This is a genomic window from Erythrobacter sp. W36, from assembly GCF_057364935.1.
Genome location: NZ_CP200281.1, coordinates 22,282 through 47,906 on the forward strand (window position 1 = coordinate 22,282; position 25,625 = coordinate 47,906).

Sequence of the window (25,625 nt, forward strand, 5' to 3'; positions counted from 1 at the left end):
CTCGCGCCTGCACAATCTGACCAGAACACGCATAATACACGAAATCGTTGCTTCACGAGCGCATACACAGGCCGATGCGTGCATTTTTGCAACAAAACTGCGTTTGGGACCGTCTTTCAGGTGCCGATCCTGTCATACCGACTTGACACTATGCTGCGTTGCAGCAAGTTTTCTCGTGGGAAGAGAACATAAAACACAGGGAATTTTATGCGCAGCTTTAAACTTTCAGGTCACGCACTGCTCCTCGCCGCCACCAGCATGGTGCCATTTGCCGCTCACGCGCAATCTGCACCGGACGAAGAGACGGCTGAAGAAGAGCAGGTCATTGTTGTTACAGGTTCGCGCATCGCTCGCGACCCGAACATTGGTTCAGCGGCTCCGATCTTGGCGCTCGACGCTGAAGAGCTGACGCAGGCTGGTACATCCGACGTGGTGGACGTGCTGCGCGATATTCCTGCGCTTTCGACTTCGACGTCGTCAGAAGGGTCAATCGATGGCTTGTTTTCAGGTGACCTTGCGGTTGGCCAGTCGACCCTCAATCTTCGCGGCTTGGGTGCCAATCGAACGCTAGTTCTGGTCAACGGAAGGCGCCATGTAGCTGGCGTTGCAGGTCAACAAGCGGTTGATATTAACTCCATCCCGACTGCCCTGATTGAGCGGGTCGAAACTCTCACTGGCGGCGCATCCTCTATCTATGGTGCCGACGCCGTGACAGGTGTTGTCAACTTTGTCCTGCGTGACGATTTCGATGGGTTTGAAGGCAATGTCCAAGGCGGTCTAGCGTCGCGCGGCGACACATGGCGGATCAATGGCGACCTGACTTGGGGGGCAAACTTCGCCGATGGGCGCGGCAATTTCACTATTTCAGGCGAATATGCACGCAATGATGAATTGCAATTCGGCGAACGTGCGTTTTCCCGAAACAATGGATTGTTTGACGATCAGACCAATCCAGCTCGTTTGTTCCAAACCGGTGAGCTGGGGACGGACACACCAAACTTCTTGTCCGATGGCGCGATTATCGGTGGCGTAATTCCTACTACCGATCTCAGCTTTACGCCAACGGCCGCAGAACAGCTTTTGATTGATCGCGCTGCTAATGCATCTGGCCGACTAATCGCAGGTGATCCGCGGTTCTCGTTGTCGTCTGCTGGCGGCATTGTGGCGCCGGGTGACATCGGTTTGAGTGATGGGCCTGACATCAATGGTAATGGCATTGCTGATTGTCTGGAGTCGTCTGTCGGTTTCAATAGCACTTTCAACCCAGGCGCTTTCGGCTTGGCTGGCGGCTGCGCTGTGATTAACGATGATGGGTCTCTTTCGGTCTACGAAGATGGTGCAATCACCGGATTGTTCAACCAGTTTGGCGGCGATGGCATTCCGAATAACTTTGACGTCAATTCACTCATCCCAGAGACTGAGCGATGGTCAGTAAACGTCAATTTCAAGTATGAGATCTCATCGGAAGCTGAGCTGTTTTTTGAAGGCAAGTACGTTTCAACAAGCGCAGAATTTCAGGCGCAGCCCAACACCTTCTATGATCTGTTGACGATCCGCGCGGATAATCCGTTCATCACGCCTGAGTTAGAGCAGTTCGTTGCTCCTCTTTTCTTTGGAGACGGCGTTGAAGAGGGCTTCTATATCACCCGAGATCCTGCGGATCTTGGCCCCAACCGTAATCGCAACGAGACCGAAACTTTGCGTTTCGTCGCTGGCTTGCGCGGTGATATCACAGATCACTTGAGCTATGAGATCAGTGGTAATTACGGCAAATTCGACCTTACAGTTAATGATGCGAACCGGGTTATCACAGACCGCTTTTTTGCAGCCATTGATGTAACGACCGATGCAGCTGGTAATGCTATTTGCCGGTCCGACATTGATCCGACAGCACCGGCCACAACGCCGTTCGGCATTCCTGCGGGTAGCCCGGGCTTTTTGACCTTCAACCCCGGTGATGGACAGTGTCGGCCCGCAAACATTCTCGGTGGTGTCGGTGCGATCAGCCAAGATGCGATCGACTTCATCACCACCACGACGGTCAACGAATTCGAACTCGAACAATTGGTTTTCAACGCGGTGTTTACGGGCAATACCGGCGCCTTTCTGGAGCTGCCTGGAGGACCCATCGGTTTTGCTGGCGGGTTTGAATTCCGCGAAGAGGTTAGTCGTTCGACCTTTGATCCATTGATCTTGGGGATCTTGCCTGTTTCAACTGACATTGGGAATGCGGGAGACTTCGTTGGAGATTTGCGTGACGACCAAAACTCATTGGTATTTGACCCGGCGACTGAAACAGCCAATGCAGGGGGCGAATTCACCGTTTTCGAACTCTTCGGCGAGGTTCGTCTGCCCCTGCTAGCAAACGTCCCATTCGCGGAAGTTCTTGAGATAAGTGGAGCGGCACGATACGCCGACTACTCCACATCGGGCGGAAACTTTACTTGGAATGTCGGCGGTCTCTATGCCCCAACGGAGGACATCTTATTCCGTGCAACCTATGCTCAGGCGGTTCGGGCTCCCAACATCAACGAGCTGTTCGATCCGGCCCAAGGCGCCTTTTTCCGTCCTGTCGATCCATGCGATGTCAACGTACTAAACGGTATTGACGATGCGGCGGCTAGGTCGCTGCGCCAAGCCAATTGTACTGCATTCTTTGCGGGGCTTGGCACTAACGGCTTCGATCCGACCTTAGGCAATGCTTCCTACAGCTACGTAGATCCGCTCACCGCACGCTTTTCCGGAACCCAAGCTGGCAATCCTGATCTCGATGTAGAAACCGCCACAACTTGGACAATCGGCGCGCAGATCACACCGCGCTTCCTTTCCGGCCTGATACTTAGCATTGATTATTACAACATTGAAATCGAAGATGCGATCAACAATGTAAGCGCACAGGATATTGTTGATAATTGCGTGGACAGCGCGAGCATCGACAATCAGTTCTGCCCTCTGATTGAGCGCAATCCTACGACAGGTGGATTTACTGGACTGGAGCAGGTTTTGCTCAACTTTGCGCGTCGCGAAACAGCTGGTATTGAAGCTGTTGCGCAATACAGTTTTGATCTTGGAGATCATGGTTTCACGATTAATGCGAGTGGGACTTGGGTCGATAAACTTGATGATTTCTTTGATCCCAGCGACCAAACCTTGGTGGATCCTGAGCTAGGCGAGTTGCAACGGCCCGAGTGGGCTGGTCGTGCATCGCTAACCTGGGAATGGTCTAAATTGCGTTTGACTTGGTCGACCACCTATCTCGACAGTCAGGGGCTTCGTGCTGTTGAGATTGAGGATGTCGTCGGCAACGGTGGGCAGAATTTCTATACGCCGGAAAACGGCCTTTCGAGCGATGCGTTCATTCATGACATCTCATTCACTTATGATTTGAATGACACGGTCGACATCTATGGCGGCGTCAACAACGTGTTTGATCGCAACCCATTCGTGACAGAGCAAGCGTTCCCGGTCAGCCCGGTTGGCACGTTCTTCTTCTTGGGCGCACGCGCAACCTATTAAGCGCACGCAAACAGTGACACCAAGGGGCGGGGCAGTTACCACACTGCTCCGCCCTTTGTGGTTTGGGCTGTGTGATGAACGATGAGGTGATGGATGCTGCGTAGACTGGTTTTGAGCGTGGCGGCATGTGCGTCGCTGACGGCGTGTGATGCGATTGGCACCACTTTCGGGTCGGGCGGCTGCGCCGTGCCAGAGCTCGCCGCGGCCAGTGCCAGTCTCGGCAATGTTGAGGACCATTCCTTGGCTGATCTCGCGCGCATGCTGGAGGCGGGAGAGACCTCTAGCGAGGCGATTACCGCCGCCTATCTCGCGCGCATCGAACAGCTCGACGATGCCGATGGCGGGCCTCAGCTCAATGCCGTCCTCTCGCTGATGCCCGATGCGTTGGAGCTTGCGCAGGCGAGCGATGCCGCGCGCTGCGATGGCGAGGAGCTGGGCAGCCTCCACGGCATCCCTCTGCTGGTGAAGGACAACATCGAGGTCGCTGGCCCCGTGCCCACCACCGCTGGCTCCACTGCGCTCAGCGACAATGTGACCGACCGCGATGCGCCGCTCATCCGCCGCCTCAAGGATGCTGGCGCGATAATTCTGGGCAAGACCAATCTCTCGCAATGGGCGAACTTCCGCTCGACGAACTCCACCAGCGGCTGGACCTCGGTCGCCGGGCTCGTCAAGAACCCGCACCGATTGCCGTTCAACTCCTGCGGCTCCTCCAGCGGCAGCGGCTCTGCCATGGCCGCGGCGCTGGCTGCGGGCACGATCGGCACAGAGACCGACGGCTCGATCATGTGCCCGTCCTCCGCCAATGGCGTGGTCGGTCTGAAGCCGACCGTCGGGCTCGTCTCGCGCACCCATGTCGTCCCGATCAGCCACACTCAGGACACCGCCGGGCCGATGACGCGCAGCGTGATGGACGCCGCGATGATGCTCACCGCGATGGCCGGCACCGACCCGGATGACGCCGCGACCGCAGAGGCGGATGCGCAGGCAAGCGACTACACCGCCGGGCTGAGCGCCGACGGCCTCAAGGGCATGCGGATCGGCGTGATGCGAAGCCAGGTGGGTGACAACCCCGCGATCATAGAGCAGTTCGACGCCGCTCTCGCCGTGATGGAGGCGCAGGGCGCGGTGCTGGTCGAGATCCCGGATCGCGGCATCTCCGACGCTGACCAAGAGGCGCTGGGCGAGGCGGAGTTCCTGATCCTGCTGACCGAGTTCAAGGCCGATCTCAACGCCTATCTCGCCACCACGCCGAAGGCCGTGACCACCCGCACTCTGGCCGATCTCATCGCCTACAACACGGCCAATGCCGAGGTTGAGATGCCGCATTTCGGCCAGGAGCTGTTCGAGCAGGCGCAGGCTCAGGCGGGTCTCACCGATCCGCGCTATCTGGAGGCGCTCAAGACGACCAAGCGGATCGCGGGCGCTCAGGGCATCGACCGGCTGCTGCGCGAGAACGACGTGGCCGTGCTGGTCTCGCCGACGCTGGGGCCCGCATGGCGCTCTACTCTGGGTGATGGCGACACGTTCTCCGGGCCCAGCGCGAGCTGGCTGCCTGCGACCTCTGGCTATCCGCACCTGACGGTGCCGATGGGCGGGATCGAGGGCCTGCCGATTGGGATCAGCTTCTACGCGGGCAAGTGGTCGGAGGGCCTGCTGCTGAAGGCGGGCTATGCCTATGAGCAAGCCTCGAACAAGCGGCTGACCCCGCAGTTCCTGACCGAGTAGCGCGCCCGCGCCGGAGCGCTTGATGGCCATTCCACTCGTCGCTGGTGAAGCACGCTTGGAACGGATGGAACACAGTCTTGGGGCGAAAAACCAATCGATCACAGAGGGGCTGATTGATCGATTTAGTCGATTAGTTGGAGGTTGGAGTGCGGGAAGCGAAAGCATAGGCCGGACATAGCCAGCCGTCCTCAAGTAGGAAAACTCGCTCGATGTCCGATATCGCGCGCCGTCATCCCAGCGGAAGGTGGGTTCTCAGGCGGCATTGAGTTGCACTGAGCCGCCCTAGACCCCAGCGTGCGCTGGGGTGACGAGGTTCGCGAAGTTATTCGTCACCCTGAACTTGGTTCAGGGTCCATCCTCAGAACGAACATCTGCGTTAACGCGCGGCGATGGATGCTGAAACGAGTTCAGCATGACGTCTTCGAATGAGAATTCGCTATTGCGGCATCGTTTCGTGGCCACTGGACCGGAGTATTGCTCACTTCTTCTAGGCTGAACGTTGATTGCGGCAATCAAGTGCCAGGATCGCGAGAAAGAGATCACGATTCATAAGTCAAATCCTGTAATGAAAGCATCTTTTGAAATCCGACGACGGTCCTTGAACGGCAAATCGCGATACCAACTATCGAAACCGCTTTCCGGGCCGTAGGAAGGCAACCGCCCCTCAATTCCCTCAGTCACATTTTCATCGGTGATCTCGATCGTGATGCGTTCCACCCCGAGGCTCTCTGGCGAAACCTCGCGCACCGTCTTGGGATCATCAGAATTGCTAAAGGTCACAAACATCGGCCATGCTTGCATTGGCGGCCTGTTGCGCGTTGCCGGGATTGTGCGGGGCAAGTCTTTCGCCCCCTCGACCTTCACCATCGCCTGTAAAAACTCCGCCGCATCGCCAAAGCTATCCTGCACGCCCCGGTTCTCGTCATATTCGTCAAAGGCCTTTTCGACCTCGCTTTTGGCTTCAGCCCCTGCAACATGATCACGCAGCGCCATCCCGGCGGCAAACTTGACATAGTCAGGATTTTCGGGGCGAGAGAGCAATGCGTAATACGTACGCCCGTTAGGGTGATCGATAATCACAGCCTCGCCGGTAACGCGGCGTGTGACGATAGAGCCTTCGGTGACTTCAACGTGGCGGACAGAGGCGAATTGCTCACCCCCGACATGGACCGTCATCTTATAGCTGTAGTCCGGAAAACGATCATCACCGCAGGAGGCAAGCGATAGGCCGGCGATCGCAATGAGTGCGAGGCGGATGGGCAAGATCAAAACTTCGCGCATGTTCATGTCTCTACTCATGGAACGGTCATTAGAGGATCTTTCTTACTGTTTCGTTTGGGAGCTCAAGTGCTCTCTTCACAATCTCGTCATGCTGAATTTAGTTCAGCATCCATCGCCGGTTCCGTGCCTTGTTGGTCGCACAGGAGATGGGCCCTGGAAGCGCAGCTGTGCACAGCACAACTAAGTTCAGGGTGACGTCTTTTTTGTTTTAGGCCTCAAGCGCTAGGCGGCGGCATCCGCCGCCTTGGCTTTCCTCGCTCACGCGCCCTACAGGCGCATCGCTGCGGGCGGGCATGCGCCCTTGCGAGGCCTGCGGCCTCGATCCATTCCAAGCCAATTGGCTGGCTCCAGGCGTCTTAGCGCATTGTATCTTGCTTGGTCGCGGAGCACGGCGCGCAGCGCCGCAAGCCCGACCGGGCGCCCGCAGCGGGCGCAGCTTTGCTGCGCGCCTAGCGAGGACGTAGCCGCGGATGCGGCTACGAAACACAAAAACTAAACACGCCCCCGCAACACCAACCTCAACCCCGCGCATCGAGCCACTTCGCCAGGCGCACGCCGCCGGTGATCAGGAACGGTACCAGCACAATCGACAGCGCCACTTTGGCGATCACTTGTCCGATCAGCAGGTCCATAATCGGGAACAGGCCGTAGAAGGCGAGGGTGATGAAGATCACCGAATCCACCGCCTGGCTGAGCGCAGAGGCCACCGCGCCGCGGATCATCAGGCCTATCGTGCTGGCCTCTCCGCTGCCGCGCAGCCGGTCAAAAATCCAGATATTGAGCAGCAGCGAGACGATGTAAGCCGCCGGGCTAGCCGCCCATACGCGCCATACGGTGTTGTGCACCCGCTCAAACGCGGCAAGGTCGTCTGCACGCCCGCTCAGCATTTCCACCGAGGGTGGTAGTGCCAGCACCAATTGCATCAGCACGCTGGCGATCAGCAGCGGCACAAACCCCAGCCAGACGATCCGGGTCGCGTATTTCTGACCATAGAGCTGCGACACTGTGCTGGAAATCACGACCAGAATGAGAAATGCGAAAATGCCCGATTCCACGGCCAGATCGGTCGGCCACAATTGCACTTGCTTAAACGCCAGCACGCCCGCCAGCACCGTCATCCCGCCATACAGCATCAGATAGACAAACAGCCCGCGCGGCATTTGTATCATGCCGGCCGCGCTGGGGGCTGGGGAGGTTTCGCTGGTGGATGGGGCCTGCGCCGGTGTCGCTGTGTTCATGGGCAAGGCTTAAGTCGCGCGGGCGCAAAAGAAAAGCGATGGCGGGCGCGCTATCAACGCCTCTCACACTCGCGAGAATTGACTGTTTGCGCGCAAGCGGCAAGGTTCCCTCTCGCGTGCCGAGAGATCGCGGCGCGCCTGTTGTTTGCGCGAGACACGCGCATTTAGGGGAGCCTCGCGCTTAAACATGCCGCCATTTGTCATGAGCCTCATCGGGATCGCTGCGATCCTGGCCATCGCCTTTCTGCTGTCCAATGGGAAAAAGCGCATCAAACTGCGCGTGGTTGGCGCCGCCTTTGCGCTTCAGGCGCTGATGGCGCTGCTGGTGCTGCGCACGGATTTTGGCGTTAGCGCGATTGAATTTATGTCGAACGGCGTGATCGCCTTGCTCAGCTATTCTGTGCAGGGGATTGAGACCTTGTTTGGCCCGATGGATAGCAATCCCTTTGCCAACACGTTCCTGATCGCGGCCTTGCCGGTGATTGTGTTCTTCGCGGCGCTGGTTTCGATCCTCTATTACCTTGGCATTATGCAGCGGCTGGTGCGCTGGCTGGGCGGGGCGATTGGCTGGTTGACCGGGATCAGCAAGGTTGAGGCGCTGGGCAGCGCGGCGAACATCTTTGTCGGCCAATCGGAAAGCCCGCTGGTCGTGCGGCCTTACCTCGCCGCTCTGCCACCATCGCGATTGTTCACTTTGATGTGCGTCGGCATGGCTGGGGTCGCGGGCACGATCCTCGCTGCCTATGCGTCCTTCCTGGGCGATGAGGCGGTGCCTTACTTGCTGGCGGCGGCGTTTATGTCGGCACCGGGCGGCATTCTGATGGCGAAGATCATCATGCCGGATGATCCGGAAGAGGCGGCGGCGCATGACGCGCTGATCGCCGATGCGACCGTGTCAGAGACCTTTGAAGAGGGGGAGAAGCCCGCCAATATCATCGAGGCGGCGGCGCAAGGCACCACCACGGGCGTAAAGCTGGCCGTGGCCGTGGGCGCGATGGTGATGGTGTTTGTCGCGCTGGTTGCGCTGGCCAATGGTCTACTCGGCGGGGTCGGCGCCTGGTTTGGCTATCCTGATATCTCGTTCCAGCAATTGCTTGGCTACCTGTTCGCGCCGGTGATGTTCCTGATCGGGATTTCGGATTGGGATCAGGCGCAGATTGCGGGCGGATTGTTTGGTACCAAGATCGTGCTCAACGAATTTGTCGCCTTTATTGAACTGGGCGCAGTCGAAGGCCTGACCGAGCGCAGCCGCGCAGTTGTCACCTTTGCCCTGTGCGGGTTTGCGAACTTCTCCTCCATCGCGATCCAGATGGCGGTGACGGGCGGCTTGGCTCCGAACCAGCGCCCGGTGATTGCGAAGCTGGGCCTCAAGGCGCTGGCCGCTGGGAGTCTTGCAAACCTGATGAGCGCGGCGCTGGCTGGCCTGTTCTTGCCGCTGTAGGCTGGAACAATCGCAGCATAGGTATTACGTACTAAGCCATGACTGACACCGCCCCCGATATCGCAATCGTCTCGCTCGCTCAGCCGCTGGAGACCATCTCTGACGCGCTTGGCCGCAGCTTTGCCGAATATGGTTTCGCCGTGGTGCGCAATCATGGCATTCCGCAGGAACTGATCGACCGTGCTGAGGCGCTGTCCAAAGAGTTCTTTGCGCTGCCCGAAGACGTCAAGCGGGCTTACAAGATCGAAGGCGGAGGCGGCGCGCGCGGCTACACTCCGTTCGGCACGGAAAAGGCCAAGGATGCGAGCGTCCATGACCTCAAGGAATTCTGGCACGTTGGCCGGGGCCTACCCGCGGATCATCCGTTGGCCGAGTTTATGGGGCCGAACGTCTGGCCTGCCGAAGTGGGCGGGTTTGAGGACACCTTCAGCGAGCTCTACGCCGCGTTCGAAGAGGCGGGCGGACGCGCGCTGGAGGCGATTGCGCTGCATCTGGAGCTGCCGCAGGACTTCTTTGCAGCGACGGTGGAGGACGGCAATTCCGTGATGCGCTTGCTGCATTATCCGCCGCTCGGCCCCGATGCGCCAGAGGGCGCGATCCGCGCGGCTGCGCATGGCGATATCAACACCATCACCCTGCTGCTGGGCGCTGAAGAGGCCGGGCTCGAACTGCTAACCAAAGCAGGCGAGTGGAAGGCGATTGACGTGCCTGAGGGCGCGCTGGTCATCAATGTCGGCGATATGCTGGAGCGGCTGACGAATGGCCGCCTGCGCTCAACCACGCACCGGGTGGTGAACCCGCGCGGACCGGCGGCGCAAAGGTCGCGCTATTCCATGCCGTTTTTCCTGCATTTTCGGCCCGATTACCTGATCGAGCCGCTGGCGAGCTGCGCCGACGGATCAAGCGACTCGGCGCCTGCAGAGCCAATTTCCGCGCATGACTTCCTGATGCAGCGTCTGCGCGAGATCAATCTGGCCTGATCAGCCCTCAACTGACCGAAACCATCACGAATCTAATATTTTGTTGCGCTGCAGCAACACCGGTCCGCTAACCTGCAGGAATCCGCGAGTCCTGCGGTGGAAAACTCTGTTCTGATCGCGCTCTGCCAGCCGAGCAGTGGATAGCGTAACGGATTTGTCACAAATCGGTCTTTTTAGCGTCCCGCAACGGCCCTAATGGGGGCGTGTTCACATCCATCCACTGTGATCAGGGGACTCTACTAATGAAACTCAAGTATCTTTTGGCAGCGAGCGTCGTAAGCCTCTCGGCCGCCGCAACCATCGCAGCGCCAGCCGCCGCGCAAAGCATCACCTCCGGCATCGAAGGCTCGGTGATCGACGTAAACGGCAACGCGCTTCCAGGCGCGACCGCAACCATCACCGATACGCGCACCGGCTCCGTCCGTGACGTTACCGCAGGCGCAGACGGCAATTTCCGCGTCGGCTCACTGCCGCCCGGTGGCCCGTACACCGTCACTGTCACCGCACCTGGCTATGAAGGTCAGACGGTTGAAGACGTCTTCACCAGCATTTCCGGCAACACCGCCTTCCGCTTCACTCTCGAAGCAAGCGCAGCTGGCGGCACCGACAATGTGATCATCGTGACCGGCGCCCGCGCTGGCGTGACCCAACTCGCAGTTGGCCCAGGCACAGCCTTCGACACGCAAACGCTCGAAGCTTTCCCATCGATCACCCGCGACGTTCGCGACATCATCCGCATTGACCCGCGCGTTAGCCTTGAGGCGAGCAACGATGTTGATCGTATTTCCTGCCTCGGCGGCAACGACCGTACCAACACTTTCACGGTTGACGGCATCGTCCAGTCAGACACGTTTGGTCTGAACGGCACGCCGTTCGCCGCTCGTAACTCGCTCCCACTGCCTTTCGACGTGGTCGAGCAAGTCTCGGTTGAGTTCGCTCCTTTTGATGTTGAGTACTCAGAATTCACTGGCTGTCTGGTCAACGTGGTCACCAAATCTGGCGGCAACGAATTCAGCGGCTCCGCCTTCATCACTTATTTTGATGGCGGCCTGTTTGCTGACAATATTGACGGCCTCTCACTGACCGGGAACGAAGAGAAGCGCTGGGGCGCAACATTGTCTGGCCCTATCATCAAAGATCGCCTGTTCTTCTCGCTTGGCTACGAAGAAGTCGACCTTGGCCAAGGCAACAACTTTGGCCCGGCTGGCGGCGGCTTCACCAACGAAGCTGACTTTGTTAGCCAAGCCCAGTTTGATCGGTTCGCAGAAATTGCTCAGCGCGTTTACGGACAGGACGTCGGTGGATACCCGACCGCTTTGGCCGAAGGCAACGTGCGTTACTTCGGTCGTCTCGATGCCATCATCAATGATGATCACCGTCTTGAAGCAACCTATCAACGTCTCGAAGAGACTAACATCGAGAGCGATTTCGGTGGCCAGAACTTGACCGGCTTTAGCAGCTTTGAAGACGAAGGCACGGTCTCGGATTACTACTCGGTGCGTCTTTATTCTGAGTGGAGCGATATGGTTTCGACCGAGCTCCGCGTGAGCCGCGCCGAAGTGGGCGACATTCAAGGTCCAGTTGGCTTTGGTGAAGCACAGTCGGACAATCCGACCGTGCGCCTTGCTGTTGGCGTATTGCCAGATGGCACTGCTGTTTCTAGTGGCGGTGTAACCGATCAGAACGGTATTTTGAGCACTGGTCCGGGCATCTTCCGCTCTGCTAACCAGCTCGACACTAAGATTGATCAGGCCCGCTTCCAGATGAATGTGGATGCCGGTGATCACCAATTCAAAATTGGCGCTGAGATCAATGATCTTGAAGTGTTCAACTTGTTCGCCATCAACGCGACTGGCACAATCTTCTTCGAAGATCTCGATGATTTCGAGAACGGTTTGGTTGCACCTGGTTTCTTCTCAAGCGTTTTCGCTGGCGCGGATGACTTGGTAAATGGTGGAGCGCTTGGCGGCGCGACTATCGCATCTGCACCAGGGGCCGATATTAACAATGCAGCTGCTTTGTTCAGCCGCCAGATATACTCCGTATATGCTCAGGATGAGTGGCAAGCGACGGATCAATTGACGGTCAATGCTGGTATCCGTGCTCAGCTTTATGATGGCGACGCGCCACGGGCCAACCCGAATTTCCTCGATCGGTACGGTTTCACCAATGCCAACTCATTTGGCCGTCTTGAGCCGGTTATTTTGCCGCGTCTTTCGGCAACTTACGAATTCGACAATGACGGGTTCCTCTCGAACAGTCGTCTAACTGGCGGTGTTGGGATCTTCTCAGGCGGCGACCCGGTTGTCTATTTCTCCAATGCCTTCTCGAACAATGGTTTCTCCAGCGCCAATGGAGACACCTTTGATTGTGATGCGGCTGACCTCGTTACCGATCCGGCAACGGGCCAGATTAGCGTTCTGAGCGGCGGCCAGTTTACAGGGATTCCGCAATGCGCAATCGACGCAGGTGTCGCTTCGGCAGAGGCGGGTCTAGCCGATGTGCAATCAACTGATCCGGACTTCAAGGTTCCGACGGTAACTCGTGCGAGCCTGGCCTTCCAAACCACTATTGGTGCCGAAACAGGCTTCTTCGGCAATTGGAACCTTCAGCTCGATTACATCTACTCCAAGTTCAATAATGCGTTGAACTTTGTTGATCTGTCACAGACCCCGGACATCCGCACCAATGGCGGTTTCACCGTTGATGGCCGTCCGATCTATGCGGCGATCGACTCGACTGTCGCTGGTTGTAATGCGGTTCTTCAGGGCAATGGCGGCACCCCGCCAGTCTACACCGGTGTTACCGCAGATTGCTTTAACACCCGCCGTGATGACAACATCCAGCTGACCAATGACGGCAGCTCGACGTCGCACTCAGCTTCGATCGTCTTGAGCAAGACTTTCGAAAGCGGCGTGTTCACAGAAGGCGGTTCGACCAGGGTGAACATTGGCTATGCCTTCACGGACTCAAACAACGCACGTAACAATCAGTCTTCAACGGCGACCTCGTCGTTTGACGTTACCGCAGCGTTTGACCGTCAGAATCCGGTAGTGTCGACAGCGACCACCGAGACCCGTCACAACTTCACTGCGGCGGTTAACTTCCGCGAGGAATTCTTTGAGGGTTACGATACTAGCCTCGGCTTCTTCTTCCGCGCTCGTGAAGGTCGTCCATACAGCTTGACCTTCGATGGCGGCGGCGTGTTTGCTGACTCGTCTTCAGGCAATGACAACGCTCTGCTTTATGTTCCAACGGGCGCTGCCGATGCGAACCTTTCCGATTTCAGCGGGCAAGGCTTCTCAGTAACTCAATTGGCTGCAGTGCAGGCTGCACAGGCTGAGGCTGCTGAGGCAACATTGCAATATGTTGAAGAATCAGGTTGCGGTTTCACACCTGGCCAGACCATCCGCCGGAACACCTGCCGGAATGATTGGCATTTTGATATGGACTTGCGGGTCAGCCAGGAACTGCCGTTCCTTGGCAGCCTGACTGGTATCAAAGATGACCGCATTGAGCTGTTCGCTGACTTCTCTAACTTCCTCAATCTGCTCGACAGCGGTTGGAACATCCTGCGTTCGCGCGGCGGTTTCAATGGTCTCGTCGATGTTGTAGATGCTGGTCTTAACATTGATGATCCCGACAGCACTGATCCAGATGATCGTCTGGTCGTAGGCGGCGTTGACAGCCAAGGTCGCTATGTGATCGGCGGCTTCAACCCGGATGATCAGAACTTCATCGCGATCAATCCGTCTGCATGGCGCATTCAGATCGGAGCACGCTACGAATTCTAATTCGTCGCTAACTGACTAGCTAAACGAGCGGCGGGGCCTTTGCGGGCTCCGCCGTTTGCGTTTGGGGCGGGGTTAGCCGTTGGAGCTGCTGCTTCGGGCTTCGGTGTGGTCTCGGTCTTCTGCGATGCTAAGGACATCGCGCAGCAGGTTGAGCTGCACCGCAGGATCAAACTCACCGCGCAGCGCTTGCTCCAGCATGGCGGCTCTGTCGCCCAGTTCCGCCTCGCCAAACATGGCGGCGGTACCGGCCAGCTTGTGCAGCAGCCGCATAACCTCTTCTTTTTGCTCCTGATCAAAGCCGCCGAGGTTAAGCGCGGTTCTCAGCGCTTCGAGGGCCTCCTCGCGGCGGGTCTCCCAGCGCTCAATCAGCGTGGGCGAATGCGAATGGAATTGCTCGCCTGGCGGGGCGGGAAAGTCGATCACCTGAGAGCTTGGCGTCGGCTCCGGATCGTTCGCGGTTCTGCTTTGAGTGTCCGCAAGAGCCTGCGGTAGGGAATCGTCCTGGTATTCCTCCGAAGAACAGTCCTCGACAATCCGGGTTGGCAGCCAGCGCTGAAGCGCGCGGGCTAATTTCCCGAATTGCAGCGGTTTGGCGAGGTGCGCTTGCATGCCGGACTCGCGCGCAGCCGTGATGTCTTCGGGAAACACATTGGCGGTGAGCGCGATGATCGGCAGGATGTCACCGCCAATCCCTTCGCCGCGGATCGCGCGGGTGGCGGCATAGCCATCGCAGCCCGGCATCTGCACATCCATTAGCACAAGGTCATAGGGATCACCGCGCAGGAACGCATCGATCACCATTGCGATCGCTTCGTTGCCGTCATGCGCGATTGAGACATTCTGGCCGCATTGCTCCAGCATTTCGGTGACCAGCAGGCGGTTCACATCGTGATCTTCGGCCAGCAAGATCCGCGATCCGCGCGGCAGCTGCTCTGGCTCTGGCGGTTCGAAGGTGGAATCCAGCGCAGGCAAGGGCTGCGCTTTGGAGAATGGCAGGGTCAATGTGAAACAGGATCCGCGCCCGGGCTCGCTCTCAACCTCGAGAGTGCCGCCCAGCAATTCTGCGAGTTGGCGGCTGATCGAGAGGCCAAGTCCGGTCCCGCCAAATCGCCGCGCCGTCGTGCTTTCCCCTTGCGTGAACGGCTTGAATATACTGCTTAGGCGCTTAGGACTGATCCCGATCCCAGTGTCGAGCACTTGAACGAGGATCCGGCCGTTCTCAATCCGGTAGCTGACGGTCACGCGGCCGAATTCGGTGAATTTGATCGCATTGGCGATGAGGTTGAGAACGATTTGCCGCACCCTTAGGCCATCGGTTGTCACCCATGGTTCGTCTGCTTCGCTTTCAAAATGCAGCTCCAGGCCCTTTTTCTCCGCGCTTGGGCGGTGGAGGGCGGTGCATTCCTCCAGTGTCGCGTCGAGGTCGAGCGCCTGTTTGTCGATGCTGATCTGACCGGCTTCAATCTTGGAGAAATCGAGGATATCGTTGAGCAGCAGCATCATGGAGCGGCCCGATTGGACAATCAGGTCGACATTGCGGCGCTGGTCTGGATCGAGTTCATTTTGCAGCGTCAGCTCAGCAAAGCCGAGCACGCCGTTCATGGGGGTGCGAATTTCGTGGCTCATATTGGCGAGAAATTCTGATTTTGCCCGGGCCGCGTGCTCCGCCTTGCGCCGGGCGCGGGTCAGCAGGAGTTCCAGCTCAACCCGCTCGGTGACATTGCGAGCCGAGACTACAATGCCTTCGCGCTCCCCGGTTTCCGGGCTGAAGGCAATCGCGCATTCCGCCTCGATAAACACCGGCATGCCGTCGTCACTGTCCCAAAATCGCCGATAGGTGAAGCGCTCCTGCGTGCTGACCCCGGTGATGAGGCGCTCTTGCGCCTTAGAGATGACATCGCGAGAATCTTCATGGGTCCGCTCGCTTGGGCGCTTGCCGATAAAGCTCTCTGGCGGCTCAGCCATAACGCTCGCAACCGATGGCGAGGCATAGGTGCAGCGGCCCTGAAGGTCGAAACACATCAGCGCATCGGTCGTGTTCTCCGCCAAAAGAGCGAGCTCGCGCTTGCCCTGTTCCAGCTCCTCCATCATCCGCTCTCGCCCAGCCAAAATGACCGCGACGGGCAGGCCGGTGAGGAAGTTTGCCGCGACAAAGGCCTGCAGCAAATGCGCCTGCATTTGAGGGCTTGCACCCGCCGCAGCAATCGGGCCGTAACCGCTCCAGGTCATGGCCATAGCGACAAAGGCGAGCAAGGCGACGAAGATCGCAGTACCTGTGCTGCCCAAGCGAAACGCGTGCAGCAAAGTGATCGGAGGGATCAGGAACAGCAGCGGATAGCTGGGCTGGTAGAACACGAGGAACGTGCATCCACAGCCCGCCACCAGCATGACCGATCGCTCGACCAATTGCGAATTGGTGGGTCGCTGAAAATTTCCGATGGCATCATGCAGCAGCAAGGCTGTTGGCACGATCAGCACCATTCCCAGGCTGTCGGTGAGGAACCATGTTTGGACCGTATCCGCCATGGCCGCCATATTGGGCACCATGGCGAGCACCGCGACGAGAGCAGATAGTAACGGGCCGACCAGCCCGCCGATCAGGACAATCTTGGCCAGATGCTCCAGATTGGTCATGTCAGGCCGCATCCCGCAGGCGAGCCTGACGAGCGAGACGATTATCGCAATGTCGACGATATTGGCCGCCGCGAACACAAGCGGTTGGTAGAGCGGGAATTCAGCGCTGTAATTGCCGATAAAGCCCGACACAAAGATCGCGGCCAAAAACAGGATTTCATTGTTCAATCGCGCGCGCAGCAGGAACGCGACCGCAACCGCATTGGGGAGCCAAATCTTGGCGAGCGCGCCGCCAAATCGCGACAATTCAAGGCTGATGATCGCAAGCGCTGCAAACACGACAAAGCCGATCGCCGCGCCAATCGCGCTGCGGCGGTCGATCGCACCGATTGCAAAGCAAGCCAGACGGGCTGGCTCTTGGGGTTGTACTGCGTGCACGTGGCTTGCACTCCATCGCTAACCCTTGAACAATGGCGTATAGAGCATACCGCCGCGTTCGACGTGAGATGCGGGCAAATACTTAAAGGCGCAAAGGACAGCGGGGAGGATATGGCAAAAGCTAGTTATGCGGCGCGTCGCCGCTCGGCCGCGTTGGCCATTGCTGGTGCTGATTGTGCTGCTCCATGTGGCGGCGCTTTACGGGCTTGCGCGCGCCTTCGCTCCGGATCTGACTGCATCGGTTGAGCGCAGCGTGGTCTCCACCTTTTCGGTGACGATCACCGCCCCGCCGGACCCTCCGCCACCTGAAAACGAGCCGCAGCCTGATGAAGGCGCGCAAGGCGATCCCGGGCGTCAGGCGGTGCCAAAACCTGTCACCGCGCCCACGCCAAAGGTCCCCGTCAAGCAAGACCGGCCTCAGCCGCGCGCCTCCTCTACTGGCACGGCGGTCAATTCCGGCGCGCGCGAAACCGGTGACGGCACCGGCGCAGCGGGGAGCGGCCTTGGTACGGGCAGCGGTAACCAGGGCGGCGGGCAAGGCGGCATTGCGGTCAGCAAGCCGGTGCATATCTCCGGCTCGATCAACAATGCGCGCGATTACCCAGTTCCAGAGGGTGGGCGCAAAGCGCGCCGGGGCACCGAAGTGATTGTGAAGGTGACGGTCGGGACCGATGGACGGGCGCGCAATTGCTTCGTCTACCGCGCGAGCCCCGATCCAGAGGCCGACCGCATCACTTGCCAGCTGGTAGAGGGCAGGCTGGGTTTCCGACCCGCGCAGGATGCCAATGGCAATCCTGTTGCAGCGCCGTTTTATTGGCGGCAAAGGTGGTTCTAATGTTCCGGTTACCCATCGTTAGTCCCTCCCGAGTTAAGCCGCCCACACAATGACCTCAGCCAAAATCCACCCTGTTATCTTGTGCGGCGGCGCGGGCACCCGGCTGTGGCCGGTTAGCCGACGTGATAGACCGAAGCCGTTTCTGCCGCTGATCGGCGAGACGACCTTGTTTCAGCAGGCGATTGAGCGGACCAGCGACGCCAGCCAGTTTGCAGCGCCCATGATCGTGGCGGGCGAGGCGCATGCCGATCTGGTCGAGCAGCAATTGGCGGGCATGTCATGCACCGCGAAGCTGATCATTGAACCCGCCGCGCGCAACACGGCCCCGGCCATCGCATTGGCGGCGGAGCGGCTGGATCCGGCGGCAATCATGCTGGTGTGTCCGAGTGACCATCACATCGCGGATACTTCCGCCTTTTGCGCAGCGGCCCGTGCTGCTGCTGAGCTGGCCGAGAACGATTACCTCGTCTCCTTCGGGATCGCGGCGGATCGCCCTGAAACGGGCTATGGCTACCTCAAGCGCGGCGAGGCCTTACCGGGCGGTTTCGCGATTGAGCGCTTTGTCGAAAAGCCGGATTTGACGACCGCGCAGGCCTATCTCGAAAGCGGGGAATACAGCTGGAATGGCGGCATCTTTGCCTTCCGTGCAGGCGCGTTTCTGGATGAACTGGCGCAGCATCGCCCCGATATGGCGGCGCTGGTTCGCCGCGCTGCCGACGATGGCCGCGAAGATGGCGCGCGGTTCAATCCGTCGAGCGAAGCCTTCGCAGCGATCACCGGAGAGTCGGTCGATTATGCGGTGATGGAAAACACCGCCCGCGCGGCAATGGTGCCCGCCGATATGGGGTGGTCCGACATTGGCAATTGGGCCGCTTTGCAAGATGCGCTGCAAGGCGAGGCGAGCGGTAATGTCGCACCGGAAAACAGCGAGCTTGCCAATTGCAAGAACGTTCTCGCGATCAGCGATGGGCCGCGCATTTCGGCAATCGGCCTTGAAGATGTGTGCATCATCGTCGATGGCGACGAGGTCTTGGTGACCACGCGCGATGGGGCGCAAAAGGTCGGCACACTCTCAGGACCGAATGAGCAATGAGCCCTAATCCAGAGACCACGAAAGCCGGGCCAAAGCCGGAGCGTTTCGCACGCAAGCTGGCCACGCGCCGGGTCGAGAAAGTGTGGGGGCGGACCAATCTGCCAGCGCCCTTTGATCGCCGCGCGGTCGCGCGCAGCAAGGGGCCTGATGGCCGACCCATGCTGGTGGGTGAGGTGTGGTTTGAGCCGCCGCCAGAAGCTCGAGCAGCTGCTGGTCAAATACCTTTTCACCAGCGAGAAATTGTCGGTTCAGGTGCACCCGGGCGATGATGATGCTCAGGGTGATGAAGCGGGCAAAGACGAATGCTGGCTGGTGCTCGATGCAGAGCCGGGCGCAAAGCTGGCGATTGGCTTTGAAGAGCTGGTCACATCTGAGCAAATGAAAGAGGCCGCGATCAGCGGCGAGATTGAAGGCCTGCTCACCTGGTATGAGGCGAAGGCTGGCGATCTGTTCTTTCTGCCAGCGGGAACGGTCCATGCAATCGGACCTGGCTTGAAGCTGATCGAAGTGCAGCAGAACAGCGACACCACTTTCCGCCTGTATGATTATGGCCGCCCGCGAGAGCTGCATTTGGAGCGCGCGATGGCGGTTGCGAGCTGCGGCCAGTACGAGGCCAGCCATAAGGGCACAGTCGCGGCGCGCGGTCAGGTCTTGTTTGATGCGCCGCATTTCCGGGTCGACCGGGTCGAAGGCGCACCGGATGCAGCAACTTGCGCAGCTCTGGGCGGACCGATCCTGGTGCTGCCGATTGAGGGCGAGGTCACGTGGGGCGCCGAGGTGGCAAATGATGCGGGAGACACCCGCGCCAAAGCGGGCGAATGCGTGGTCGCAAGCAGTCTTGAACTGTTCGACTTTTCAGCTGCCGAAGTGACCTTGCTGGTGAGCGCAAAGCAGGCTTAGGCGTGCGTCGTCCAGTTTAGGCCTCGCTCACCCCAAGCACATGGCTGATATCTTCGCGGCCATAGGGTTTGCGCAAGAGCCCATCAGCGCCGATTTCATCCAGCTGATTTTCCATCTCGCCATAGCCAGTTGCGAGCACAAACGGCACGCCGGCCTCGCGTAGGGCGGTGGCGACTGGGGCGCTGGACTCGGTGCCGAGGTTGAAATCGAGGATCGCAAAGTCAGGGCGACGCTTATTGAGCTCCCTCATCGCGCCATCGACACTGCTCGCCACCGCAACATGCTCCACGCCCAGGCGTTTGAGGCTTTCCTCAGTGTCGAGTGCGATGATCATGCTGTCTTCCACCAGCAGAACCGATTTGGGCAATTTCGCGAGCTGCGCCGCCTTGGCCGCCGCAATCTTGCGTTCCTCCTCGGTCACATATTCATCAGACTGCGCTTCTGCCCGCGCGATAAAGTGCGCTGGGATCAAGAATTTTGCCTCTAACCCGGTGAGCTTGAAGCGGACGTCGGCCTCACCCTTCAGCTCATAGGGGATCGAGCGCTCAATAATGGTCGAGCCAAACCCGCGCCGCGTTGGCGGCTTTACCGGCGGCCCATCTTGTTCCCTCCAGTGAATTTCCAGATCGCCGCTTGTGGTGTGGTCGAGGTCAATTGAGAGCTTGCCATGGCTGTCGCACAGGCTGCCATATTTGGCCGAATTGGTGACGAGTTCATGCACCACCAGCGCCAGCACGGTGTAGGCCTCTGGCTTGATCAGGACTTCCTCACCGTTCAGCATCAGCCGGTCGCGTTTCTCGTTGAGATAGGCCTGCAGCTCTGTCTTCAGCAAAGCGGACAGCGGCGCGGGCGCCCAATTCTCACGCGTGATATTGTCATGCGCGCTGGCCAGCGCATTGATCCGGCCGCCAATGATATGGCTGAAATCAATGATGCTGCTGGCGTCATGTTGAGACTGGTTCACCAGGCTGCGGATCAGATTGAGGATATTGCGCACGCGGTGATTGAGCTCTGAGATGAGCAGCTCTTGTTGTTCCTGCGCCCGGGTTCGCTCGCGCGCAACCTCGTCTGTCATGCGCAGGACCACTTCGAGCAGCGTCACCCGCAGGCTTTCGGCGATTTGCAGCTCTGGCTCGCTCCATTCCTCGCTGGTGCCCTCAATCTCGCTGCGCCAAGCCGCAAAGCTGCCGCGAGGCTCCAAGCGTTCACCCTTGGCAGCTTTCGCCTTTTCGGGATCGCCCGCCCAGGTCACTATCCTTGATAGGGGTTTGCGCCACAGCACCAGAAAATCGCGCGGCGCACGCGAGATCGGCAGGAACAGCGCCCCGCCAACCACATCCTGCAATTCCTTCGCGGCCGGGATCTCGTCTTTGAGCGTATGGGTGGAGATGATTGTGCTGATTGCCGCGCTGTTGAGCGCAGGCAGAAGCGAGCGAAACTGCTTTTCACTCGGCGCGATCCCGTTGGAGGTGTAGACCCCGTCGACCATCACGGATGAGCCATCATGCGGGATGACGTTCTTAAGCAGCTCATGCAGCATCGGCAGGTTCTGGCTGAGCGACGCGCCTCCAGCCAGACGCACCATCAATTGATCGTGCAGCGCCTGCCCGCGCTTGCGCACTTGCTCCGCCTCATCGATCAGAATCCGGTCGAGCATCAGCGAGAACATTTGTGAGAACATCTCTGCCACGGTTCGCAGTGAGAATGCCGAGCACGCGCGGCGAACAATGGTGGCCAGAAATCAGCCCCCACAGCTTGCCCTGCCGCACGATGGCGATCGAGAATGACGCATCTACGCCCATATTGACGAGATATTTCATGTGCATGCGCGAATGCGCGCGCAGCACACTCATGGATAGATCGAGCGGTTCGCCCGTTACGGCCACCTCAGGCTCAATCGGCACTGGTTCCGCCTTAGTGTCGCTGATTATGCGGAAGCGATTGCGCCGGAACAGTTCTCTTGCCTGCTGCGGGATATCGGCGCGCGGATACCTAAGCCCCAGGAACGGCTCAAGGTCGCTACGCTTTTCCTCGGACACAACCTCGCCGCTGCCGTCATTATGGAAACGGTAAACCATCACCCGGTCATAGCCGAGCATTTCGCGCACCAACTTTGCCGCGTGGTCACACAGCGTTTGCACTTCGCGCAGCGGCTCCAGTTTAGAGACAAGCGGCCCGATCAGCGCCAAGTGCTCGGTGTATTTATCAGCCTCGTGCCGCTCAAATTCGATAATGATCTTCGGGCCGCTGGAGTGCAGCGCGATATCAAACAGCTCGCCGCCTGCGCTCAGGCGAACGCCAAACAGCCGCTCCACTTGATCGACCTGTGTGACGCGGCCAATCCCGTCGCGCAGGATTTCAAGCGCGCGCGGCTGAAAAATCGCGGCAAGCTCCTCGCCCGGCTCCGGGTTCTTCTCAAGCCCCAAGAGCTCAGCGCAATTGGCCGAGCGATGCGCAATGTACCAATCGGAATTGAGCGCGATCAGTCCGCCTAAGGGCTGCACAGCGGCGATGTGGTGGATCGCCTCGCGGTCGCATTCGGTCAATTCCTGCTTAGTTGCGGAGAAGCTCATACTGGCTCTTTCGTCGTCTTGGGTGTTGAGCCAGCCTGGCGGCTCTCATTGGCGCAGTCTTCGGATGGTATCAGTGTATCGTCTGCGCCAGCCTCATCGAGCATCGGGGGCGTTTCTGGGTCGCATGTCAGTACGCCGCTGCCCTGTTCCGGCTTGGTCCCAGCGGAAGGTTTTGCAACAGCGATGAAATGCGCAAATGTCGCTTGCGCGGCCTCAGTCGCCGCATTGGCCGCCTCTGCGCTGGTCGGTGCCTCTATCCCGGGCCGCATCGCGTTCCAAAAGGCGAGCATGGCGTCATCGCCCAGAAAGGCGCTCGGCCAATCGTCATGCCCATTGCGGCGCAGTTCGTGCAGGATCGCGCGGTTGCCCAAGGATGATCCAGCCAGCACCCAAGCGACGCCCAGAATGCTGGCCTTTGCATGAGGTCCGGCGATGTTGAGTTCGAAATTCGATGCCCTTGCAGGAAGCTCGACACGCAGCGCGTCCAAGTCAGCGGCGATCAAAGGAGATTGCGGGGGCGGGCAAAGCCCTTCGGGAGCGTGGGCATCCAGCCAATCTTCTACGGGGCGCCGCGCAGCATGTTGCAGGCTAAGAAAGGCGGCGTAATGGGCGGTGGTGGTCCAGCCAGTGGCCGCGCGCATCGCCTCATCAAGCTGGTCATGCGTGTGGGCCGTCGCCTCGCGCAGGATTGCCCGTAGATTTCTACTATCGCTAGGCTGCTCGATAACCAATGCTCCCCGTCGCAGCTGCGCCATTCACCATAAAATGGGCGCAGCGGTCATGCTAATGGCAGGAAGTCATCATTGGCGCAAACATGTAGCTTAAACGATCCATCCAATCTGGACCAAATAAAGCGCAGTTTTCACTTCGGTCTTATTAATTCAACTAAGTAAATGTACGAATTTAGCGCTTTTCAAGCAGTCGGCCGCCTTCTTTACGAACAGCTTTCTCAATCAATGGCTTGGCCATGCTCAAAATCATTGGCAATTCAAATTCAATGATTGCTTGTGTGTCTTCGATTTCTACAAAACCGGTGACGCTGTGGCCAAATACGCTGACTTGCAGGTCCATTCGGTCTTCATGCGGCCAGGATGTTTCGACCTCTGCCATGCCTTCGGGGAAGAACCCGCCAATCTCACCGGCATGTTCGTGCATGCGGCGGCGAACTTCCTCGCGCCCCAATTCGTGCGGCAAGGCAATTCTCATTTTGGTGTGTCCTCTAGCGCTTCGGCCCCGCCATAACGGTATTCGAGATAGCGGTCCTTGATCGCCAGATCGTCAAGCGCGCCTTCGGCGAGGCGGCGGGTCACGCGGTCCAGCTCGCCGCTGATTTTGCCGAGGCTATCAGCGAGGCGGTCATCAGCCGATTTGCCGACATGATCTTCGCGGCGCAAATGCTCCGGGATCTTGCGGTAATTGTCGATCGTCTCTGGGATGTATTCGCCCACCAGCTCGCGCACTTCGGCGACGCTGGGATGGGATTGATCGACCGTTTCCAATTGCAGCCCAAGCGCGTCCAATTGAACGCCGAGCTGATCGACCAGCTTTACTGCTGGTGCAGGCAGAGCGGGACGCTGAGCCTCCAGCCACAGCTCGGTGCGGGCGACCATTTGCTTAGGCTCGCCTTGCTTGAGCTCAGTGCGTTTTGGCACTTTGACTTTGGGGTAGTTTCCGAACACGAAGGCTGCCGCCATTACAGCAAGCGCCGCCATCATCACGCCGGTAAAGCCGATGCCATCCAGCACCACCCCAGCGATTGATGCCGTGACCAAAATCGTCAGGATCGCACCTGCAAAGTATTTGGCGCGCTTCAGCCAATTCTTGCGCTTTGCGCCCGCTGACCCCTTGCCGATGGAATCGCCGGGCCGGTGCGTGCCGCCTTCGCGCTGCACTTGCAGGCTTTTGCCCGCCGCGCTCAGGATTTGGTCCGATTGTGTGGTGGTGTCTTGCATCGCCAGCCTTAGCTATCCAGCGCCAGCAGTGACGGCTCAGAGGCGACCTTAGCTGCCGCCTGCGATTGACCCTCAGCCCGGGCGATATAGCCTTTCGACTTCTCAACCTCATCGGTCAGAACGGTGACGGTTTGCTTCATGCTGGCCAGCGCCTTCACCTTGAACTCGTCGACCTCGTCCATCGTGTCATAGATGTTCTGGAACGCGCGTTGCAGCGTTTCCAGCGGAATGGTGCTGGAGGCGGCTTGCTCGTGGATTTGGCCGGTCTGCTCGCGCAGCAGCGTGCTGGTGGAATCGATAATATCGCTGGTGGTCTGGTTGAGCGCAGTGATCTGGCCCAGCACAAGCCGCTGGTTGGTCATCGCCTGAGCCACCGTCACCGCCGTGCGCAATGCGCCAACGGTGGTGGTGCTGGCGCGGTCGACGCCTTTCACCAGCTCGACATTGTTCTTCTTCACCAGATCGAGGCTGAGATAGCCCTGAACGCTGACCGCCATTTGCGTCAGCAGGTCCTGCGTGCGTTGGCGCACATAGAACAAGGCGCTCTCGCGCAGGGCTTTTGCCTTGGCGGGATCGGTCGCATCCAGCTCATCGGCTTTCGCCTCAAGCTTCTCATCGAGCTTCTTGGCGATGTGGATCATCTGCTCCAGCTCGCCCATCGCCGCCCACAGCTTCTGCCGCTCGACATCAATCGCTGCATTGTCCTCATGCAGCTCTTTCTTGCCGGAGGACAGCCGCTCCAGGATGGCTTGAATGTGACCCTGCGAGGACGTGTAGCTGTCAAAATAGTTCTGAAGCTTATTGCCGAACGGGATGATGCCAAACAGCTTGCGCGGTGCCAGCAGCTTGCCCTTGCGGCCCGGATCGAGGTCTTCGACGGTGCGGCGCAATTCCGCCAGATCGGCGCCAACGGTGCCATCGCCGTCCATTGAGCGCACGGGGCGATCAAGGAAGCGATTGGACATTGCGGCGGCGGCGCGGATTTGCTCCTGCCCCATGCGGGTGATCTGATCGACCTTCTCGCCAAAGGCCGGCGAATTGGCGTCCTCAGCGACGAGTTCCGTCACAAAGCCATCGACTTTCTCATCGAGCTTGGACTTCTTTTCCTCATCGACCGGCACCAGGCCTGCGGCCTTTTCAGGCGCAACCGCTGGCACGGGATCCGGCGGGCTCAATTCAAAATCGGTGGCCGTCTTGGTCTTGGTTTCCGTCGTATTCATCGGGCTTCTTCAACTCCCTGAAGTCGTGGCTTACGCCAGCCTATTTGCTGGTGGCAGCGGCT

General features: G+C 59.0%; 17 protein-coding genes. 8 read left to right on the forward strand and 9 right to left on the reverse strand.

What is annotated here, in order from left to right; translation table 11 throughout:
• Window positions 1-207: 207 nt before the first annotated feature.
• Both AC0V6U_RS00095 and AC0V6U_RS00100 read left to right on the forward strand, forming a co-directional pair.
• Window positions 208-3,516, forward strand: a complete 3,309-nt coding sequence (locus tag AC0V6U_RS00095; RefSeq protein WP_486169326.1) for a TonB-dependent receptor domain-containing protein — start codon at window positions 208-210, stop codon at window positions 3,514-3,516.
• Between the two features lie 93 nt (window positions 3,517-3,609).
• Window positions 3,610-5,244: an amidase gene (locus AC0V6U_RS00100; RefSeq protein WP_472644227.1), complete on the forward strand. Its 1,635-nt coding sequence runs from the start codon at window positions 3,610-3,612 to the stop codon at window positions 5,242-5,244.
• Between the two features lie 546 nt (window positions 5,245-5,790).
• On the opposite strand, the gene AC0V6U_RS00105 is transcribed toward AC0V6U_RS00100, so the two are convergent.
• Window positions 5,791-6,543, reverse strand: a complete 753-nt coding sequence (locus AC0V6U_RS00105) for a hypothetical protein (RefSeq protein WP_472644228.1) — start codon at window positions 6,541-6,543, stop codon at window positions 5,791-5,793.
• Between the two features lie 500 nt (window positions 6,544-7,043).
• Window positions 7,044-7,763 (reverse strand): queuosine precursor transporter, encoded by a 720-nt coding sequence (locus tag AC0V6U_RS00110; protein WP_472644229.1) that lies wholly within the window; start codon window positions 7,761-7,763, stop codon window positions 7,044-7,046.
• A 187-nt stretch (window positions 7,764-7,950) separates the two neighbouring features.
• On the opposite strand from AC0V6U_RS00110, the gene AC0V6U_RS00115 reads away from it, so the two are divergent.
• The 3 genes from AC0V6U_RS00115 (at window position 7,951) to AC0V6U_RS00125 (ending at window position 13,978) form a co-directional block, all read left to right on the forward strand.
• Window positions 7,951-9,204, forward strand: a complete 1,254-nt coding sequence (locus AC0V6U_RS00115) for a NupC/NupG family nucleoside CNT transporter (RefSeq protein ID WP_472644230.1) — start codon at window positions 7,951-7,953, stop codon at window positions 9,202-9,204.
• A 38-nt stretch (window positions 9,205-9,242) separates the two neighbouring features.
• A complete protein-coding gene (locus AC0V6U_RS00120; protein ID WP_472644231.1) occupies window positions 9,243-10,184 on the forward strand; it encodes an isopenicillin N synthase family dioxygenase in 942 nt (313 codons plus the stop codon).
• A gap of 242 nt (window positions 10,185-10,426) precedes the next feature.
• Window positions 10,427-13,978: a TonB-dependent receptor gene (locus AC0V6U_RS00125; protein ID WP_472644232.1), complete on the forward strand. Its 3,552-nt coding sequence runs from the start codon at window positions 10,427-10,429 to the stop codon at window positions 13,976-13,978.
• A 72-nt stretch (window positions 13,979-14,050) separates the two neighbouring features.
• Here AC0V6U_RS00125 and AC0V6U_RS00130 read toward each other — a convergent pair whose 3' ends face one another.
• Window positions 14,051-16,990 carry an ATP-binding protein gene (locus AC0V6U_RS00130; protein ID WP_472644233.1) on the reverse strand — a complete coding sequence of 980 codons (2,940 nt, stop codon included), beginning with the start codon at window positions 16,988-16,990 and terminating at the stop codon, window positions 14,051-14,053.
• 127 nt (window positions 16,991-17,117) lie between these two features.
• Between AC0V6U_RS00130 and AC0V6U_RS00135 the strand changes: the two genes are divergently transcribed.
• The 3 genes from AC0V6U_RS00135 to AC0V6U_RS00145 all read left to right on the forward strand — a co-directional run bounded on the left by AC0V6U_RS00135 (window position 17,118) and on the right by AC0V6U_RS00145 (window position 19,818).
• On the forward strand, window positions 17,118-17,825 hold the full coding sequence (locus AC0V6U_RS00135) for an energy transducer TonB (protein WP_472644234.1): 708 nt from the start codon (window positions 17,118-17,120) through the stop codon (window positions 17,823-17,825).
• Between the two features lie 49 nt (window positions 17,826-17,874).
• Window positions 17,875-18,918, forward strand: coding sequence for a mannose-1-phosphate guanylyltransferase (locus AC0V6U_RS00140; RefSeq protein ID WP_472644235.1), 1,044 nt, complete (start codon window positions 17,875-17,877; stop codon window positions 18,916-18,918).
• 147 nt (window positions 18,919-19,065) lie between these two features.
• Window positions 19,066-19,818 (forward strand): class I mannose-6-phosphate isomerase, encoded by a 753-nt coding sequence (locus AC0V6U_RS00145; RefSeq protein WP_472644236.1) that lies wholly within the window; start codon window positions 19,066-19,068, stop codon window positions 19,816-19,818.
• 16 nt (window positions 19,819-19,834) lie between these two features.
• Here the strand turns inward: AC0V6U_RS00145 and AC0V6U_RS00150 are convergent, their stop codons facing one another.
• From AC0V6U_RS00150 to AC0V6U_RS00175, 6 genes are all read right to left on the reverse strand, one after another.
• Complete coding sequence (locus AC0V6U_RS00150; protein WP_486169327.1) at window positions 19,835-21,487, reverse strand: HWE histidine kinase domain-containing protein; 1,653 nt, start codon at window positions 21,485-21,487, stop codon at window positions 19,835-19,837.
• Window positions 21,450-22,391 carry a GAF domain-containing protein gene (locus tag AC0V6U_RS00155; protein ID WP_472644237.1) on the reverse strand — a complete coding sequence of 314 codons (942 nt, stop codon included), beginning with the start codon at window positions 22,389-22,391 and terminating at the stop codon, window positions 21,450-21,452. Before AC0V6U_RS00155 ends, AC0V6U_RS00150 begins: the two co-directional genes overlap by 38 nt.
• Window positions 22,388-23,146: a biliverdin-producing heme oxygenase gene (locus AC0V6U_RS00160; protein WP_472644238.1), complete on the reverse strand. Its 759-nt coding sequence runs from the start codon at window positions 23,144-23,146 to the stop codon at window positions 22,388-22,390. The genes AC0V6U_RS00155 and AC0V6U_RS00160 overlap by 4 nt, the downstream gene beginning before the upstream one ends.
• A 148-nt stretch (window positions 23,147-23,294) precedes the next feature.
• Window positions 23,295-23,597: a polyhydroxyalkanoic acid system family protein gene (locus AC0V6U_RS00165; protein WP_472644239.1), complete on the reverse strand. Its 303-nt coding sequence runs from the start codon at window positions 23,595-23,597 to the stop codon at window positions 23,295-23,297.
• A complete protein-coding gene (locus AC0V6U_RS00170; protein WP_472644240.1) occupies window positions 23,594-24,343 on the reverse strand; it encodes a hypothetical protein in 750 nt (249 codons plus the stop codon). The genes AC0V6U_RS00165 and AC0V6U_RS00170 overlap by 4 nt, the downstream gene beginning before the upstream one ends.
• Window positions 24,344-24,351: 8 nt before the next feature.
• Window positions 24,352-25,563: a toxic anion resistance protein gene (locus AC0V6U_RS00175; RefSeq protein ID WP_472644241.1), complete on the reverse strand. Its 1,212-nt coding sequence runs from the start codon at window positions 25,561-25,563 to the stop codon at window positions 24,352-24,354.
• Between the last annotated feature and the right edge of the window lie 62 nt (window positions 25,564-25,625).